The sequence below is a fragment of the Nocardiopsis sp. iso_237 genome, from assembly GCF_056173345.1.
The window spans coordinates 6,471,152-6,488,504 of sequence record NZ_CM149669.1; the positions used below are offsets into that span (position 1 = coordinate 6,471,152).

Genomic DNA, 17,353 nt, shown 5'->3' on the forward strand with positions numbered 1-17,353 from the left:
TCGTCAACGGGGCGACGGGTCCTAGGGCCGGGGGATGTTGCGCAGGTTGGAGCGGGCGAGGTCGATCATCGACCCCACCCCGCCGCGCAGGACCGTGCGGCCCGCCGAGAGGGCGAAGCCGGTGACCTGGTCGGCGGTGATCCGGGAGGGCATCGACAGCGCGTTGGGGTCGGTGACCACGTCCACCAGCACGGGGGTACGGGCGGCCAGGGCGTCGCGCAGGGCGTCGTGCACGTCCCGGGGGTCCTCGACCCGGATCGCCCGCATGCCGATGGCCTCCGCGATCTTCGCGTAGTCGACCGGCGCGTGGTCGGTCTCGAAGGCGGGCATCCCGTCCACCATCATCTCCAGCCGCACCATGCCGAGCGAGGAGTTGTTGAACACGACCGTCGTGATCGGCAGGTCGTGCTGGTGGACGGTGATGAGCTCACCGAGGAGCATGCTCAGGCCTCCGTCACCGGACAGCGACACCACCTTGCGGTCCGGGGCGGCGTAGGCGGCGCCGACGGCGTGCGGCAGGGCGTTGGCCATGGTGCCGTGGGTGAAGGAGCCGATCACCCGGCGGCGGCCGTTCGGGGTGAGGTACCGGGCGGCCCACACGTTGTTCATACCGGTGTCGACGGTGAAGACGGTGTCGTCCGGCGCCAGGGCGTCGAGGACGCTCGCCACGTACTCGGGGTGGATCGGGGTGTGGCGCTCGATGTTCTTCGTGTAGGCGTCCACGACCTTGGTCAGGGCGCGCTCGTGGCGGCGGAGGACGTCCCGGAGGAAGGTGTCGTCCTCCTTCGGCCGGACCGAGGGGCGCAGCGCGCGCAGGGTCGCGGCGACGTCCCCCTGCACGCCGAGCCGGAGCGGGACGCGGCGGCCGAGCCTGCGCGGGTCGTGGTCCACCTGGACCACGTTGTCCTTGGGCAGGAAGTCGTCGTAGGGGAAGTCACAGCCGAGCAACACCGTGAGGTCGGCTTCCTGGAGGGCGTCGTAGCAGGCCCCGTAGCCGAGGAGGCCGATCATGCCGACGTCGTACGGGTTGTCGTACTGGATCCACTCCTTGCCGCGCAGGGTGTGGCCGACCGGTGCCTTGACCCGCTGGGCGAGGGCCATGACCTCCTCGTGGGCGTCGCGTACCCCGGCGCCGCAGAACAGGGCGACCGTGTCCGCCTCGTTGATCCGCCGGGCCAGCTCGCGGACGTCGTCCTCGCTCGGCCAGGCGGTGGCCCGCCCGGCGGTGACGGGGCTCGTGTCAGCGGGTCCCGTCGCCCTGCGTCCCGCGATGTCGCCGGGCAGGACGAGGACGGCCACGCCGGGGGTGCCCAGGGCGTGCTGGACGGCGATCCGGGCCAGGCGGGGCATCTGGTCGGGGTGGGAGACCAGTTCGCGGAACTCGGTGACGTCGCCGAAGAGCCGCTCGGGGTGGGTCTCCTGGAAGAAGCCCGTGCCGATCTGGCGCGAGGGGATGTGCGAGGCCAGCGCGAGCACGGGGACTCCGCTGCGCTGGGCGTCGTAGAGGCCCTGCACGAGGTGGGTGTTGCCGGGGCCGCAGGACCCCGCGCAGACGGCCAGCTTCCCGTCGATCTGGGCCTGGGCGGCCGCCGCGAAGGCCGCGGTCTCCTCGTTGCGGACGTGCACCCACTCGATGCCGTCGGTGCTGTGGACGGCGTCCACCACCGGGTTGAGGCTGTCCCCCACGACACCGTAGATGCGGGTCACCCCCACCGCGACCAGGGTGCGGACCAGCTGTTCAGCGACGGTGTTCCTGCTCAAGGGACCCTCCCGGGACACGGTGTGGCCGGGGGCCGGACGTGTCGCCCCCGGCCCACGCTAGGAGCGCCCCGGCCGGAAGTGCCGGACCGCCACGCTCGTGGTCGCGGCCATGCCGAATCCGGACCGGTTCGAGGGGTTGATCCGAACCTGGGTGGTGAACAAGATGAATAGTCGTTTTCTTGATTATTGTTCGCTGACACCCAGGAAAGGTGTGGGACATGAGGTTGGACGGGAATCTGCGGTACGTCGCACTCGGGGACAGCCAGACCGAGGGGATCGGGGACGGCGACGAGGAGTCCGGGTACCGGGGGTGGGCGGACCGCTTCGCCGAGCACCTGGCCGCGACCGGCGCGCGGGTGGACTACGCCAACCTCGCGGTGCGCGGCCGTCTGGCCCGGCAGGTGCACGAGGAGCAGCTCAAGGACGCCCTGGAGCTGCGCCCGGACGTGGCGACGGTCTTCGCCGGGGTCAACGACCTCATCCGGCCGGGGTACGACGCGGACGCGGTGGTGGACCACCTGGAGACGATGTTCGCGGAGCTCACCGGGGTCGGCGCGCGGGTGGCCACGATGACCTTCCCCGACATCGCGCGTATCGCCCCGCTGGCCCGGCCCCTGGTGCCGCGCGTGCTCGACTTCAACGAGCGGGTCCGGGCGGCGGCCGGGCGGCACGGGGTCGCGGTGGCCGACACCGCCGCCCACGAGGTGGCCGCGGACCGCCGCCTGTGGGGCGCGGACCGGCTGCACTGCTCCCCCGAGGGGCACCGGAGGATCGCCGGGGCGGTGGCGCACGCGCTCGGCATCCCGGGGAGCGACGAGACCTGGGCCGACCCGTTGCCGGAGCGGTCGGCTCCCGGGGTGTTCCGGTCGGCCGCGTCGGAGGTGCGGTGGCTGGGGTCGTTCCTCGGCCCCTGGGCCGTGCGCCGCCTGCGGGGGCACTCCTCCGGGGACGGCCGCACCGCCAAGCGCCCGGTCCCCCTGCCCGTGGTGGTCTGAGCCCCCGATCGTCCGGGGGCCCGGGGCGCCTCACGACTTATTGTGCAACTTGTTGCATAATGAAGTCGGACCGGCAGGACACCGGCCGGAGGCACCCCGCGAGGAGAGGTCATGAGCGAGTACCCCCACCTTCTGGAACCCCTGGACCTGGGCTTCACCACCCTCAGGAACCGCGTGATCATGGGCTCCATGCACGTCGGCCTGGAGGAGGCCCCCCGAGGCTTCGAGAGGATGGCCGCCTTCTACGCCGAACGCGCGCGCGGCGGCGTCGGCCTCATCGTCACCGGCGGCATCGCCCCCAACCCCGAGGGCGCCACCTTCACCGGCAGCGCCAAGCTCACCAACGACGACGAGGTCGCCCAGCACCGTCTCATCACCGAGGCCGTGCACCGCGAGGGCGGCCGGATCGCCATGCAGATCCTGCACACCGGCCGCTACGCCTTCAGCGAGGAGTCCGTCTCCGCCAGCGCCCTCCAGGCCCCCATCAGCCCCTTCGTGCCGCACGCCCTCACCGAGGACGAGATCGAGCGCACCATCGAGGACTTCTCCCGCTGCGCCGAGCTCGCCCGGCGCGCCGGGTACGACGGCGTCGAGGTCATGGGCTCCGAGGGCTACCTCATCAACCAGTTCATCGCGCCCGCCACCAACAAGCGCGAGGACCGCTGGGGCGGCTCCTTCGACAACCGCGTCCGCCTCCCCCTGGAGATCGTCCGCCGGGTCCGCGAGCGCGTCGGCGAGGAGTTCATCCTCGTCTACCGGCTGTCCATGCTCGACCTCGTCCCCGACGGCTCCACCTACGACGAGGTGGTCGAGCTCGGCAGGCGGATCGAGACCGCGGGCGCCGACATCATCAACACCGGCATCGGCTGGCACGAGGCCCGGGTCCCCACCATCGCCACCTCCGTGCCGCGCGGCGCCTACACGTGGATCACGCAGCGCCTCAAGAAGGAGCTGACCGTCCCCCTGGTGGCGGTCAACCGCATCAACACCCCCGAGGTCGCGGAGCGGATCATCGCGGAGGGCCGGGCCGACATGGTCTCCCTGGCCCGCCCCATGCTCGCCGACGCCGCCTTCGTCGCCAAGGCCGAAGCGGGCAGGGCCGAGGAGATCAACACCTGCATCGGCTGCAACCAGGCCTGCCTGGACCACACCTTCCAGCTCAAGATCACCTCGTGCCTGGTCAACCCGCGCGCCTGCCACGAGACCGAGCTGGTCCTGTCCCCCACGCGGACCCGCAGAAACGTGGCCGTGGTCGGGGCAGGCCCGGCCGGGCTCGCCTTCTCCGTCTCCGCCGCCGAGGTCGGCCACACCGTCACCCTCTTCGACTCCGCACCGGAGATCGGCGGCCAGCTCAACATGGCCCGCCGCGTGCCCGGCAAGGAGGAGTTCGACGAGACCCTCCGCTACTTCCGCGTCCAGCTGGACAGGCACGGCGTGGACGTGCGCCTGGACACCACCGTGACCGCCGCCGACCTCGACGGGTACGACGAGGTCGTGATCGCCACCGGCGTCACCCCGCGCACCCCCGCCATCCCGGGCGCGGACCACCCCAGCGTGGTGAGCTACGTGGACGTGCTGCGCGGCGGCGCCGAGGTCGGAGAGCGGGTCGCGATCATCGGCGCCGGCGGCATCGGCTTCGACGTGGCGGAGTTCCTCACCGACGGCGGGGAGGACGCCAGCCAGGACCCCGAGACGTTCTTCCGACAGTGGGGCGTGGACACCGGGTACCGGGAGCGCGGCGGACTGGGCACGGCCCGACGGGCCGCCCCGCCCCGCACCGTCCACCTGCTCCAGCGCAAGACCTCCAAGGTCGGCAAGGGCCTGGGCAAGACCACCGGCTGGATCCACCGCCTGGAGCTGCGCCACCGGGGCGTGGAGATGGTGGCGGGCGCCGACTACCGCCGGATCGACGACGAGGGCCTGCACGTGACCGTGGACGGAGAGGAGCGCGTGCTCGCCGTCGACACCGTGGTGCTGTGCGCCGGACAGGACCCGCGCCGCGACCTGGCCGACGCGCTCACCGCCGCCGGTCGCACCGTGCACGTGATCGGCGGCGCCGACGTGGCCGCCGAGCTGGACGCCAAGCGCGCCATCAAGCAGGGCACCGAGCTCGCCGCCGCCCTGTAGCCGCCCCTGCCTAGAATGCGCTCATGTCCCTGCCCCACGCGATCCTGACCGCCCTGCTGGAGAAGCCCTCCTCCGGACTGGAACTCACCCGGCGCTTCGACCGCTCCATCGGGTACTTCTGGTCCGCCACCCACCAGCAGATCTACCGGGAGCTGGGCAAGCTGGAGAAGGCGGGGTTCATCCGGGCGCTGCCAACGGACTCGCCCACCCGGGGCCAGCGCAAGGCGTACGAGGTACTGGGCCCGGGCCGGGACGAGCTGGGGCGCTGGGTCGGTGAGCAGGAGGAGCCGCGCGCCCTCCGCGACCCCCTGATGCTGCGCCTGCGCGCGGCGGGGGTCGTGGGGGTCGGCGCCGACCTGCTTGAGGAGCTGCGCCGCCACCGCGAGCTGCACGCCGCCCGCCTGGCGGAGTACCGGGAGTTCCAGCGGCGCGACACCGCGCGCGGGCACGGCACGGAGAGGGACCGGGTCCAGGGGCTGGTGCTCCAGGGCGGCATCGACCTGGAGCTCTTCTGGGTGACCTGGCTGGACGGGGCCATCGCTGACCTGTCCGGCCCCGGACCGGCGGGCGGCTCCACCGCCTGAGGGGGCCGCAGGCACGAAAAAACCGCCCCCGGCTGTGCCGGGGGCGGCTGGTGGCGGTGGATGAGGGATTTGAACCCTCGAAGGGTTGCCCCTTACCCGCTTTCGAGGCGGGCGCCATCGGCCACTAGGCGAATCCACCGAGAGGTACTCTACCGGACTCGGCGCCGTGCGAAAAACCCCGTCAGCAGATCCGAGCACCGAGCGGCGATGTCGGCGCTGATCAGATCGGGTGGAACGACTTCCGGACGGTGGTTCTGGCGCGGGTCCCGGACCAGGTCCCACATCGAGCCCACCGCACCGGCCTTCGCGTCGCGCGCGCCGTAGACCAACCGGTCCACCCGGGAGAGCACCGTGGCCCCGGCGCACATCACGCAGGGCTCCAGGGTGACCACGAGGGTGCACCCGGACAGGCGCCACTCACCGTGCCCCTCGGCGGCCGCGCGCAGCGCCAGCACCTCGGCGTGGCCGGTCGGGTCCCCGGTGGCCTCACGGTTGTTGTGTCCCCGTCCGAGCACGGCGCCGTCGGGCCCGAGCACCACGGCGCCGACCGGGACGTCGTCGGTGGCCAGGGCCCGCTCGGCCTCGGCCAGGGCGGCGAGCATCGCCTCGTCGACCGCGCCCCGGTCGAGTTCGGGCAGGCCGGTCACCCGGTCACAGCCTCATCGAGTCGAAGATGTCGGCGAACCCCGAGCGCTCCGCGATGATCGCGATCACGTCACCGGGCAGGACCCCGCCACCCACGGACAGGTCCGCGAGTTCGTCCTCGGTCACCCCGAGGTCGGTGAGGAGCCGCCCATCACCGTCCGGGCGGGGGTCGGGACGGGATCCCGCGCTCTCGACGGGCTGCGAGGAACCGAGCCCCCCGGCCTCGGAGAGCACTCCGGCCAGCGGGTGGTCGTGCACCACCCGGCCGTCCGAGAGGTACACCCTCGGATCCGGATCCGACTCGTCCATCCGGACGACGGCGAACCACTCGTCGTCCGCGTCCACGAACAGGAGGGTCAGTTCGCTGCCCCAGTCCGTGGCGAGGTCCAGCATGAGGTCGGTGACGTCGTCGATGGCGTCCACGTCACCGAGATCGACCTCAGTACCCCGCCACGTCTTGCCGTTCGGAGCGAAGACGGCTGCGAAGGTCGACACCGCGTGCCCTCCTGATCTCTACCCTGGTGGTCTTCCAGGCGTGCCCCTACCCCATACCGTCCAGGACACGCTGGAAGGCCTGGGCGAATCCCAGACGCTCGGACACGCTCGCGAGCACCTCGTCCGGATACAGGTCCAGGTCGCCCGCGAGGGCGCCCAGCTCCATCTCGTCCAGGCCGAGGTCCGCGACCACGGACAGGTCGCCCGCGGGCAGGACCTGGTCGAGGTCGTCGTCCTCCGGGAGGTCGATGTCCAGGTAGTCGAGGGCGTCCCGGGCCACCTGCCAGTCGACCGAGGCGGTCACGTCGGACAGGAAGAGGGACACCTCCTCGCCGTACACCCGGACGATGATGAAGAAGTCGTCACCGACCGACACCAGCCCGAGGGAGCCGCTGATGCTCGGCTGTTGGCGCAGGGCGTGGATGAGCCCCTTGAGATCGTGTGTCAGCGCGATCGGGAGGAGGTCGACGTCCCAGTACTCCTCTTCCCTGTACGCGACGGCCGCGAAGTCACCCGAGTCGTCGTCACCATGATCGAGCACTGTCATCGTCACCCCAACCCGGACGGTGTTTCGGTGCGGACGAGTGGAGCCCGGCCCGCCCGTGCGAGTGCCATGGTAACGATCACCCTCACTGCGTCGTGGACCCTCGTCCGCCGTGGAACGCCCTAACGCTCTCACGAGACACGGGTTCACCGCGCCCCCGTGACCGAACCCGTGCGCACCTGTTTCCCACCCGACGCCGCCGAGAACGGGCGGAAGGGGAGGCGGGGGCTGTGGGGAGCCCTGGTTCGGGTGATACGCGCGGTTAGACTCGGGCTGGCCCCTCTCCCCATCCACCGTCCCGTTATCCCAGCTCACCCGGAGAACGCTTTGGAAACCCTGGTCGTCGACCACCCCTTGGTCGCGCACAAGCTGACCACCCTGCGCGACGTGCGGACCGACTCACCGACCTTCCGGCGGCTGACGGACGAGCTGGTCACCCTGCTCGCCTACGAAGCGACACGGGACGTCCGCGTGACAGAGGTCACCATCCGGACCCCGCTCGTGGAGGCCACCGGCACCCAGCTGACGCGCCCCACGCCGCTGGTCGTCCCGATCCTGCGCGCCGGCCTCGGCATGCTCGACGGCATGACCCGCCTGCTGCCGACCGCCGAGGTCGGCTTCCTCGGCATGGCGCGCGACGAGGAGACCCTCCAGCCCGCCACCTACGCCGACCGCCTCCCGCAGGACCTGTCAGGCCGCCAGTGCTACGTGCTGGACCCGATGCTGGCCACCGGCGGAACCCTGGCCGCGGCGCTCAAGCTGCTGGTGGACCGGGGCGCCGACCACATCACCGCGATCTGTCTACTGGTGGCGCCCGAGGGCCTGGTCGCCGTCGAGCAGAAGCTGGCCGAAACCCTGCCCGACGACCACGGCGCCACACTGCGCGTGGTGACGGCGGCGGTGGACGAGCGCCTGGACGAGAACGGCTTCATCCTCCCGGGGCTGGGCGACGCGGGCGACCGTCTGTACGGCTGCTCCTGAACCAGAACCCCGCGACGCGAGGCACGAGCGCCCAACCGGATCACCGGTTGGGCGCTTTTTCGGCTCTTTTAGTGCCGGGGTGAATGAACGCCCGAAAATCGGGCATTGGTCCCATCACGCGCCCACACCCCGAGGCGTCTCCCCAGGTGGAGCTGGCTTGGTCGGGGGGCAACCGACACGGTGTTGCATTAGCCGAATTCATTTCGAGATTGGAACGTAACAGATTAGAGTGATGATGGTTCCTGACTACCCGTAACCGGGTGCACCTGCCAGACCGAAACCACCCCACAAGGGGCTCAGCCCACTGATATCCGAACGTCGCCGCCCCTTTCCGGCGCGGCGCTCCGGCAACCCTCCAGTGGCTACTCAAAGCCCCGAGCCGTACACGCGCCGTGCTGTTCCGCCCCCGCAGCCCCGCAGCCCCAAGGAGTGAGATGCCCGAGAACACCTCCCCCTCGACCGCCCAGGCCGCCCGCGACCCGCACTTCAGCCCCGTCGTCAACCGCCTGTCGTCGGAGTTCTCCGACGTGCACCACTCCTCCACGGTCTCGCGGTGCGTGGACGCGGCCAGACACGGCGCCCAGGACGTGACCGGCCGGGCCACCCCGGACCTCGTGGAGCGGATCGCCCGGCAGCACCTCCAGGTACTCGCACTGGCCTTCGCGGAACAGCGCTAGAGCCCACACGGCACCCCCGTAACGGTTTCGGGCGCGCACTACTCGCCTCTTCGGTTCGCGAAGATCCTGGCTCTCCGCCACCCGTCCCCCGGGGTCGGTGGCCCCTCCTCCGGAGCCTGGAGACGTGCCCCGTGCCCTGTTCCAGACACGGGAGAGCGCGCCACCGCGACCGGCGCCACCGCCCTGACCTGCACCAGAACGGGAACTCTTTCCGGACCTTCAGTCACTCGGTTACCAACGCCACCGAAACCGGACACAGCCCGCAAGGGGTGAACGTCCGACATACCGCCACGCCGAGAGTGTGGTCCAGGCTTTACGGGCAAGATGGTCGGTGCGACAATCGCAGCTGGGTTGGTGGGTCAGGTGGATTCCAAGGGGAGTCAGTCGTGGCGAAGTTGAAGAAATGGGGCGGTTACGCGCTCATTGGTTTCGTGGCGTTTTATCTGCTCACGCAACCTGAAAGCGCGGCCGGCGTGATCCAGAGCGGACTGGATCTCCTGGTGGGCGGCGCTGAGTCGATGTCCCGGTTCGTCAACACGCTGCTGTCGTAGGCGGGGACGGGTCGGGTTTCATGAAGCTCGTAGCCTCAAGTAACGCGGCTCCGGCATCGGTGAACCGCTATCTCCTGCCGCACGAGCAGGACGTCGTGACCATCCGTCGGCACCCCGCGGTCCTCATCGGACCCGTGGGTGCGGTTCTGGCGGCCCTGGTGTTCGCGGCCATCCTGAGCCAGACGATCGGCGCCAACAGCGCCGCGACCCTGGCCCTCGTGTGGTGGTTGTGGCTGCTCGTACTGGTGTGGTTCGTCTGGCGGGTCGCAGAGTGGTCCGTGGACTACTTCGTGATCACGTCGGCGCGGTTGCTGCTGACCACGGGGCTGATCACCCGGCAGGTGAACATGATGCCGCTGGGCAAGGTCACCGACATGAGGTTCGAGCGGACGCTGATCGGCCGCTTCCTCGGATACGGCACCTTCGTGATGGAGTCCGCCGGTCAGGACCAGGCGCTCAGCAAGATCGCCTTCATTCCCTACCCGGAGCAGCTCTACCTGGAGGTCGTGGGACTGATCTTCAAGGAGTAGCCGGACGCGCCGACCACGGACGTTCACGGAGCACCCGCCCCAGCGGCGGGTGCTTCTTCGTGTCCGGGGACCGGAGTGAACCGGGCGCGCCCCGGGTACAACCCGGTTACCGATCCGTTCACCTTCCGTTCACTTTGGAGCCCGGCCCGGCGCGCAGGCCCTGCGCATCGGACTCGCCACGAAGGAACCCAATTGACTCGAAGGTGAACATAGGGTTAACTTGGGTCATCTGATAAGGAAACGAGGAGGGCTTCATGGCACGCAGGACCGAGAACGGGCCGCACCTCTCTCACTCCACGACCGCCCCCCGGCGCACCCGGTCCACCGCGGCGAGCCGCCGACTCTCCGGCCTGGCCCCCGAGCCCGCGCTGGTCCCGCGTCCGCGCACGGACCACGAGGACACCGACACCACTTCGGAGCACCCGATCATGCACTGGGTCCTGGTCACCGACGAGAGTGGCCGCACTCGACCCGAGGCGCGCTGGCTCTAGCCCGCGACGCCGACGACAGCTCACGAAGGGCCGCCCGCACCACGCGGGCGGCCCTTCGTCATGCGCGGCCCCCTTACGCTTCGGAGCCCCTTCGTCGCTATGTCGACAAATCGGCAAGACCATAAATCCAAATGTGGATGTCTCTATTTAGGCCCCAGAGCAACCCTCTCTAGTGATCCCCGTCTCACCCCGCAGCCTTGACAGTGCCCACAACGAGACGTATCGTCTTGTCCATGAGGCTCCACATCCACCTGTGATCCGCGCCGGACGCCCACGTTCCGAGCACACGCCCCACCGCACCGCGGTCCGGGCCCGCTCCGTCGGCGTCCCCACACCGCGGTCGCGTACGGGCAGCCCTTCCTTCTCCGTGTTCCGGTCCTTCAGCACCCCTGTGCACCCATGACCGAAACACCGGCCCGCCCCCGCGCTCCGTGGCACCCCACACCGGAACCACGCAGAACAGGAGGGCCACATGCTCGGAACAGGCATGCGACACCGATCCCAACTCGCCCTGAGCGAGATCACCAAACGCTACGGGGACCACACCGTCCTCGACCGGGTCAGCCTGACCGTCCGCCCCGGCGAACGCGTGGGCGTGATCGGTGACAACGGCTCCGGCAAGAGCACCCTCCTCCGCCTCCTCGCCGGCGCGGAGGCCCCCGACAACGGGGAGCTCACCGTGCGCGCCCCCGGCGGCGTGGGGTACCTGCCCCAGACCCTGGAGCGGGTGTCCGGCGGTGTTCGGCACGGCACCGTCGCCGACGCGGTGGACGACGCACTCCGGGACCTCAGGGACCTGGAGGCGCGCGTCCACGCCGCCGAGGCCTCCCTCGGCGGCGCCACCCCCAAGGAGCTGGACGCCTACGGCGACCTCCTGGCGGAGTTCTAGGCGCGCGGCGGCTACGACGCCGACGCCCGTGTCGACGCCGGACTGCACGGCCTGGGCCTGCCCTCCCTGGACCGCGACCGACCGCTGCGGACGCTGTCCGGCGGGGAGCGTTCGCGGCTGGCGCTGGCGGCGACCCTGGCCGCCTCGCCCGAACTCCTCCTGCTGGACGAGCCCACCAACGACCTGGACGACCAGGCGGTCGCCTGGTTGGAGGCGCGGCTCCGGAACCACCGGGGCACGGTCGTCGCGGTCACCCACGACCGGGCCTTCCTGGCCGGGGTCACCGACACGGTGCTGGAGTTGGACGCGGACACGCACGGGGTCCGGAGGTACGGCGACGGGTACGACGGGTTCCTCACCGCCAGGGCCGCGGCACGGGCGCGCTGGTCCCGCGAGTACGAGGACTGGAAGTGGGACCTGGCCCGGCAGCGGCGCCTGGCCGACAACAACATCGCCGCCCTGCGGGCCATCCCGCGCATGATGGACAAGGCCGGCTTCGGGCACGGGGCGTTCCGGATGCGCGGGGCGGCGCACGGTTCGATGGGCCGGATCCGCAACGCCAAGGAGAGGATGGCCCGGCTGACCGCGCACCCTGTGGCGCCCCCGCCGGTCCCCCTCCGGATGGCCGCCGGGTTCACCGGTCCGGCACCGGAGGACGCCCCGGTCGCGGAGCTGGAGCGGGTCCGGGTGGACCACCGGCTGGAGGTCGGCGCGCTGTCGTTGGCCCCCGGCGAACGGGTCCTGGTCACGGGTCCGAACGGTGCGGGGAAGACCACCCTGCTCAGGGTGCTGTCCGGGGAGCTGACCCCTGACTCCGGCCGGGTGGTTCCGCCCCGACGCGTGGGTCTCCTGCGCCAGGAGGACGCCCCGGTGCCCGAGGGGCGGTCCGTGCTCCAGGCCTACTCCTCCGGACGCCCCGGCCACCCGGAGGAGTACCGGGACGAACTCGCCTCGCTCGGGCTGTTCCGGGTGGGTGACCTCGACCAGCCGGTGTCCTCGCTGTCCGTGGGGCAGCGCCGCCGGATCGAGGTGGCACGGCTGACCTCGGGCACCCACGACCTGCTGCTGTTGGACGAGCCGACCAACCACCTCTCCCCCGGCCTCGTCGAGGAGCTGGAGGAGGCGCTGTCCCGGTACACGGGCGCCCTGGTGCTGGTGACGCACGACCGCAGGGCGCGCCAGAGGTTCACCGGTCGACGTCTGGAACTCCGCGAAGGGGCCGTGACCAGCGACTCCGCACAGTAATGTCGACGTGTCTCTTTGTCGACATTACGGCTAGCACATAAGTCGACTAATGGATTGACCGATACAACGGGGCGTGACCGAAGCGGCCCATCCAGCCGCCCGTGGTCACGCCCCGTACCTACACCGTCAGAAGGCCGTCCCACCCACCGGCTAGCCCGGCGCCATGTCGACGAACCGGCTGTAGTGGCCCTGGAAGGCCACGGTCACGTCGGCGGTGGGGCCGTTACGGTGCTTGGCCACGATGATGTCGGCCTCGCCCGCACGCGGGGACTCCTTGTCGTGCACGTCCTCGCGGTAGAGCAGGATCACCATGTCCGCGTCCTGTTCGATCGAGTTGTGGACACTGATGCCGTTCGCGACGAAGTTGTGCGTGCCAGCGACGGTCGCGTCGAAGACCTCGCGTTCGCCCAACGGTTCCACCTCGACCACGGTGTCCCAGAAGACGTCGTTGGTGGCCAACAGTTCCAGATCCGCGTCGCCGAGCACCGAGGCCACACGGGACAGGCGGGTTCGGCTGGGCGCGGACTTCCACACCGCGTTCCCGGAGAACTTCGTGCCCATCTCCGTGGCGAACCGACGATGACTCATGCCCCGTTCGGTGAGCGTCGTACGCACTCGTCCCCAGACATCGACCGGCACCGTGTCCACGTTGGTGTTGGACGATCGAGCGGCCAGACCGGAGACACATGCCGCGAGCCGCTCCGCACGAGCACCGTGGCACCCGACCACTTCGGCGAAGCGCCTCTGTTCGTCAACACCGTTGATGTCCAGGGTGTAGCCGACCCGGTGCTCTCCCTTGCGGACCTTCTTGATCCGGCTCATGATGTCCAACCGGGCCAGAAGACGGGCCACGTCGTCCACGAGGCGGCGGCTGGTGGATGCGTAGTAGATCCGCGCCTTGCCCCCGTTCTCGTTCCAGTGGGCCGATCCGTCGGTCGCCCAGAGGTGCCGGAGAAAGAGCGAGACCTGCTCGTTCGAGAGGGCGAAAACCTCCTCGGGGACGAACTTCTCGTGGCTGCGCAGACCGAAGAGACCCAGGTCGTCCAGCCACTTCGCGATGGGATTGCGTTTCCCGTAGGTGAGGTGGAACGGAGCGGGAAGTCGGAGCGTGATCGTCCGGGCCGAAGCGTACTCGTCCCGCACCGCCGTGACACCGAAGTGCTGCGCCGCCTCGGTCACCACTGCGAGGTTGTCCTCGTCCGTGTTCGCGTAACGAAGCGGCTGACGCCTCACGAAGGAACCGTCACCAATGAGGTGAGCCAGCATGATGACCTCGGCTTCGGGCCACCTCCTCAGCGTCTCCGGCCTCGGCACGCTCCTCGGCACGGCGACACGGTCACCGGCGGACAGCTTCTCAAGGGCCTCCCAACCGTCGAACGCCAGGAAGGGATGGTTCCCGGAGGCGATCACCTCACGACCGGAGGCCAGTCTGAGCCGGAAGACCTCCTTGAGCCCGCTGGAGAAGACGTGTGACATGGTACGGGGCACCATGCGGAGTCGTTCGTCGAGCGACCAGACGGGTACGTCCCGTTCCCCACTCGAGTGAAGCTCACCCAGTGTCGTCTCGGCTCCCGTGTCCGCTCGAAGAATCCGGGTCTCCGCCACCAGACACCCGGATTCGCGCAGGTCGGAGACCTGGGGGCGCTTGTCGGTGCGCTGCTCGGGACCACGGTTCAGCTGGGACAGCGCCACCACGGGCACCTCCAGCTCCTTGGCCAGGAGCTTGAGCGAACGCGACATCTCGGAGACCTCCTGCTGGCGGCTCTCCACCCGGCCGGGTGAGCTCATCAGCTGGAGGTAGTCGACGATCACCAGCTTGAGGTCGTGCTGCTGCTTGAGACGACGGCACTTGGCCCGGATCTCCATCATCGACATGTTCGGGGAGTCGTCGATGAAGAGCGGCGCGCTGGCCACCTCGCCCATCCGTCTCGCCAGCCGGGCCCAGTCCTCGTCGGTCATCAGACCGGACCGCATGGTGTGCAGCGGTACCCGCGCCTCGGCGGAGAGCAGACGCATGACGATCTCGTTGCGCCCCATCTCCAGGCTGAAGAAGACCGACGCCATCTCGTTCTTGATGGACGCGGCCCGAGCAAAATCCAGGGCCAGGGTCGATTTGCCCACTGCCGGACGGGCGGCGATGATCACCATCTGGCCGGGGTGGAGGCCGTTGGTGAGGGCGTCGAAGTCGGCGAAGCCCGTGGGCACGCCGGTCATGCTGCCGTCGTTGGCGCCGATCGCCTCGATCTCGTCGAGGGCGCCGGGCATGATGTCACCGAGGACCACGTAGTCCTCGCCGGTACGCTTCTCCGCGACCTTGTAGATCTCCGCCTGGGCGTGGTCGACGAGGTCGTCCACCTCGCCGTCGCCCGCGTAGCCGATCTGCGCGATGCGGGTGCCGACCTCGACCAGGCGGCGCAGGACCGCGCGGTCCGAGACGATCTTGGCGTAGTAGCCCGCGTTGGCGGCGGTGGGGATCGCCTCGGTGAGCGTGTGCAGGTAGGGGGCTCCGCCGACCCGGGTGGCCTCGCCGCGCTTGGTCAGCTCGGCGTTGACCGAGATGGCGTCGACCGGCTCGCCCCGGGAGAAGAGGTCCACGACGCTGTCGTAGATGATCTGGTGCGCGGGGCGGTAGAAGTCCGCGGAGCGGATGATCTCGACGACCTGGGTGATGGCGTCCTTGGACAACAGCATGCCGCCCAGAACGCTCTGTTCGGCCTGGATGTCGTGCGGTGGGGTGCGCTCGTATCCGCCCTCTTCAGGTGGTTGCTCAGCGACACTCACGTACTTCTCCCCACACCGGCCGCGTGCGTCGGCCCGGATCGGACCGACTCTTCCAGGATGCCCCATCCGGGGTGCCGAAGACGCCGCTCGGCGCGCCTGTGGACAACCCCTACCACCACAACCGAAGCCCCGTGGGGCATTGCGCACAGAGGTTATGCACATCACCTGTGGATAACTTTGTCGCGAGTCGCCCATAGACCGTTTGAACTGGGAAAACACGGTTCACCGCCGGGAGGTGCAAGATGTCTCACAGGGCGGCTTTCCACAGGTTATCCACAGGCTTCGCCGCCTTGGTGCCCGACGCCACACGGGCCGTCGAACGCCTGTCCGGTACTGTGGCTCCGTCATGGCCAAACTGCTCTCGGCGGCCCCCTTCCGGCACCGCCACGACCGCGAGATCTTCGCCCTCGCCGTCCCCACGTTCTTCGCGCTGATCGCCGAACCCCTGTTCCTGCTCACCGACGCCGCCATCGTCGGCAGCCTGGGCACCCAGGCGCTGGGCGGGCTCGGCATCGCCGGACAGGTCCTGCTGACCCTGGCCGCGGTGTGCGTCTTCCTCGCCTACGGGACCACCGCCGCGGTGGCGCGTAAGTTCGGCGCCGGAGACATCCCCGGCGGCGTCCGGGACGGGGTGGACGGGCTCTGGCTCGCGATCCTGCTGGGGATCGCCGCGATCGGGATCGGCTGGCCGCTGGGCCCGTGGATGATCGACCTCCTGGGCGCCTCGCCCGAGGTCGCCCCCTACGCCCTCACCTACCTGCGGATCAGCCTGCTGAGCACGCCGTTCCTGCTGATCGTCATGGCCGGGACCGGGGTGCTGCGCGGACTCCAGGACGCCCGCACCCCGCTGGTGGTCGCGGTCGCCTCCTACGTGGGCAACGCGGTGCTGTGCGCGAGCTTCGTGCTCGTGTTCGACTGGGGCATCGCCGGATCCGCCTGGTCGACGGTGATCGCCCAGGGCGGCGGCGCGTTCTGGTACGTGGCCGTCATCGCCCGCTCCGCCCGGCGCGAGGGCGTCTCGCTCGCACCGTCGGTGGCGGGCCTGCGTTCCTCGGCCTCGGCCGGTTTCGCCCTGTTCCTGCGCAGCGTGTCCATGCGCGTGGTGGCGCTGGTGACCACCGCCGTGGCCGCGCGGCTCGGTGACGAGTCCATCGCCGCGCACCAGGTCAGCTACAACATCTGGGCCCTGCTCGTGTTCGCGATGGACGCGATCGCCATCGCCGGGCAGTCCATCGTGGGACGCTACCTCGGCGCCAGCGACGTCCGCGGCACCAGGGACGCCACCCGGCGCATGGTCGAGTGGGGGGTGATGTCGGGGCTCCTGTTCACCGCTGTGGTCTTCCTCGTGCTGCCCTGGGCCCACGTGCCCTTCACCTCGGATCCGAGCGTGGCCGCGCTCATCACGGCGTCCCTCGTGGTGGTGGCACTCATGCAGCCGCTGAGCGGCGTCACCATGGTGCTCGACGGTGTCCTCATGGGCGCCGGGGACCAGCGCTACCTGGCCTGGGCCTCCCTGTGGACGATGCTCGCCTTCCTGCCGTTCGCCCTGGTCATTCCCAACCTCGCCACCTCGGAGACCGGCGGCCTGGTGGGTCTGTGGGTCGCCTTCGCGGTGTGGATCCTCGCCCGCGCCGTCACGCTGGGCCTGCGTGCCCGAGGCGAGGCCTGGCTCGTCACCGGCGCCCACCGCCCCTGATCCCCAAGTCACCAAGTCACCAAGTCGACCCTGGCCACGGGCACGAGATTCACCGCCCCCCTCAGCTACCTCAGAAGAACAAGGGCGTCGTCGTACGGGTGACCCAATGCCTCAAACACACCTCCATCACAAGGGGGTGCCCCATTCGATCGCATCAGCCACAGGCGTGAGTCCCGCCTGTCCATCTCCACCACAAGGGGGTGCCCCGTTCGAGCGCCGGAGAGGGTTCTGCAAGACGAGTCGAGCCGCCAGCGAGGAACGAGCGTCAGGCGTGGACGAGGATGAAGAATCCCTCTGCAAAGGCGCCGAACACGCACCGAAGCGAAGCGGAGGTGCAAAGGGGTACAGCCGCCCCTGCGGG

General features: G+C 70.0%; 14 protein-coding genes, 1 tRNA gene and 1 pseudogene. 10 read left to right on the top strand and 6 right to left on the bottom strand.

Translation table 11 applies throughout. The annotated features are described in order from the left end of the window. Nucleotides 1-21: 21 nt before the first annotated feature. Nucleotides 22-1,761 carry a pyruvate dehydrogenase gene (locus tag AC0VYM_RS28970; RefSeq protein ID WP_475457475.1) on the bottom strand — a complete coding sequence of 580 codons (1,740 nt, stop codon included), beginning with the start codon at nucleotides 1,759-1,761 and terminating at the stop codon, nucleotides 22-24. Between the two features lie 218 nt (nucleotides 1,762-1,979). Between AC0VYM_RS28970 and AC0VYM_RS28975 the strand changes: the two genes are divergently transcribed. The 3 genes from AC0VYM_RS28975 to AC0VYM_RS28985 all read left to right on the top strand — a co-directional run bounded on the left by AC0VYM_RS28975 (nucleotide 1,980) and on the right by AC0VYM_RS28985 (nucleotide 5,467). Next, nucleotides 1,980-2,756, top strand: a complete 777-nt coding sequence (locus tag AC0VYM_RS28975; RefSeq protein WP_475457477.1) for an SGNH/GDSL hydrolase family protein — start codon at nucleotides 1,980-1,982, stop codon at nucleotides 2,754-2,756. Nucleotides 2,757-2,867: 111 nt separating this feature from the next. Continuing rightward, nucleotides 2,868-4,883 (top strand): oxidoreductase, encoded by a 2,016-nt coding sequence (locus tag AC0VYM_RS28980; RefSeq protein ID WP_475457480.1) that lies wholly within the window; start codon nucleotides 2,868-2,870, stop codon nucleotides 4,881-4,883. A gap of 23 nt (nucleotides 4,884-4,906) precedes the next feature. Continuing rightward, the gene (locus AC0VYM_RS28985; protein ID WP_475457483.1) at nucleotides 4,907-5,467 is read left to right on the top strand and encodes a PadR family transcriptional regulator; all 561 of its coding nucleotides are present in this window, start codon (nucleotides 4,907-4,909) and stop codon (nucleotides 5,465-5,467) included. 51 nt (nucleotides 5,468-5,518) lie between these two features. Here the strand turns inward: AC0VYM_RS28985 and AC0VYM_RS28990 are convergent. The 4 genes from AC0VYM_RS28990 to AC0VYM_RS29005 all read right to left on the bottom strand — a co-directional run bounded on the left by AC0VYM_RS28990 (nucleotide 5,519) and on the right by AC0VYM_RS29005 (nucleotide 7,154). Further along, nucleotides 5,519-5,606 (bottom strand) — tRNA-Ser (locus AC0VYM_RS28990). Nucleotides 5,607-5,616: 10 nt separating this feature from the next. Beyond that, nucleotides 5,617-6,069, bottom strand: a complete 453-nt coding sequence (locus AC0VYM_RS28995; protein ID WP_475463294.1) for a nucleoside deaminase — start codon at nucleotides 6,067-6,069, stop codon at nucleotides 5,617-5,619. Nucleotides 6,070-6,118: 49 nt separating this feature from the next. Further along, a complete protein-coding gene (locus AC0VYM_RS29000) occupies nucleotides 6,119-6,607 on the bottom strand; it encodes a tRNA adenosine deaminase-associated protein (protein ID WP_475457485.1) in 489 nt (162 codons plus the stop codon). Between the two features lie 46 nt (nucleotides 6,608-6,653). Continuing rightward, a complete protein-coding gene (locus AC0VYM_RS29005) occupies nucleotides 6,654-7,154 on the bottom strand; it encodes a tRNA adenosine deaminase-associated protein (protein WP_378735469.1) in 501 nt (166 codons plus the stop codon). Between the two features lie 324 nt (nucleotides 7,155-7,478). Between AC0VYM_RS29005 and upp the strand changes: the two genes are divergently transcribed. From upp to abc-f, 6 genes and pseudogenes are all read left to right on the top strand, one after another. Then, the gene (gene upp, locus AC0VYM_RS29010) at nucleotides 7,479-8,132 is read left to right on the top strand and encodes a uracil phosphoribosyltransferase (protein ID WP_475457487.1); all 654 of its coding nucleotides are present in this window, start codon (nucleotides 7,479-7,481) and stop codon (nucleotides 8,130-8,132) included. Between the two features lie 434 nt (nucleotides 8,133-8,566). Beyond that, nucleotides 8,567-8,809 (top strand): hypothetical protein, encoded by a 243-nt coding sequence (locus AC0VYM_RS29015; RefSeq protein WP_431868011.1) that lies wholly within the window; start codon nucleotides 8,567-8,569, stop codon nucleotides 8,807-8,809. Between the two features lie 386 nt (nucleotides 8,810-9,195). Then, nucleotides 9,196-9,360, top strand: a complete 165-nt coding sequence (locus AC0VYM_RS29020) for a hypothetical protein (RefSeq protein WP_017545737.1) — start codon at nucleotides 9,196-9,198, stop codon at nucleotides 9,358-9,360. A 20-nt stretch (nucleotides 9,361-9,380) separates the two neighbouring features. Beyond that, nucleotides 9,381-9,890: a PH domain-containing protein gene (locus tag AC0VYM_RS29025; RefSeq protein WP_378735462.1), complete on the top strand. Its 510-nt coding sequence runs from the start codon at nucleotides 9,381-9,383 to the stop codon at nucleotides 9,888-9,890. Nucleotides 9,891-10,144: 254 nt separating this feature from the next. Further along, nucleotides 10,145-10,381, top strand: a complete 237-nt coding sequence (locus tag AC0VYM_RS29030) for a hypothetical protein (RefSeq protein WP_475457490.1) — start codon at nucleotides 10,145-10,147, stop codon at nucleotides 10,379-10,381. A 487-nt stretch (nucleotides 10,382-10,868) separates the two neighbouring features. Continuing rightward, nucleotides 10,869-12,515, top strand: a pseudogene (gene abc-f, locus AC0VYM_RS29035) (ribosomal protection-like ABC-F family protein). A 150-nt stretch (nucleotides 12,516-12,665) separates the two neighbouring features. Here the strand turns inward: abc-f and AC0VYM_RS29040 are convergent. Further along, on the bottom strand, nucleotides 12,666-15,296 hold the full coding sequence (locus AC0VYM_RS29040; RefSeq protein WP_475457493.1) for a replicative DNA helicase: 2,631 nt from the start codon (nucleotides 15,294-15,296) through the stop codon (nucleotides 12,666-12,668). Nucleotides 15,297-15,642: 346 nt separating this feature from the next. Here AC0VYM_RS29040 and AC0VYM_RS29045 point away from each other — a divergent pair, with 346 nt between their 5' ends. After that, nucleotides 15,643-16,992: an MATE family efflux transporter gene (locus AC0VYM_RS29045; protein ID WP_475457495.1), complete on the top strand. Its 1,350-nt coding sequence runs from the start codon at nucleotides 15,643-15,645 to the stop codon at nucleotides 16,990-16,992. Nucleotides 16,993-17,353 lie beyond the last annotated feature (361 nt).